The organism is Staphylococcus sp. GW821-FHT11H10, from assembly GCF_058807855.1.
Map to the genome: position 1 here is coordinate 1 of NZ_JBXARC010000057.1, position 581 is coordinate 581.

Genomic DNA, 581 nt, shown 5'->3' on the forward strand with positions numbered 1-581 from the left:
AATATTATTGGTTCGGGTACGACAGATGATACGGGTCATGTCACAATTACACCGACAAAACCTATTCCTGAAGGTAATGTCACTGCCAAAGCGACTGATAATGCAGAACATCCGAATAGTTCTACATCTCAACCGAAAAAAGCGACTGATACAACGCCGCCAACGGCGCCTGTGGTTACTAGTGATTTAACTGGTAAAGCAACAACTACTGATCCTGTTGAAGTTACTACAGATCCAAATACTCATGTTGATTTACTTGATAAAGACGGCAATATTATTGGTTCGGGTACGACAGATGATACAGGTCATGTCACGATTACACCGACAAAACCTATTCCTGAAGGTAATGTCACTGCCAAGGCGACGGACGATGCAGAACATCCGAATAGTTCTACATCTCAACCGAAAAAAGCGACTGATACAACGCCGCCAACGGCGCCTGTGGTTACTAGTGATTTAACTGGTAAAGCAACAACTACTGATCCTGTTGAAGTTACTACAGATCCAAATACGAAAGTGGAATTATTAGATAAAGATGGCAATGTTATCGGTTCGGGTACGACAGATGATACAGGTCATGT

General features: G+C 42.5%; 1 pseudogene. It reads left to right on the plus strand.

Annotated elements, in window-relative coordinates:
• Window positions 1–581, plus strand: a pseudogene (locus AC1RRU_RS12590) (YSIRK signal domain/LPXTG anchor domain surface protein); the annotation flags it as partial.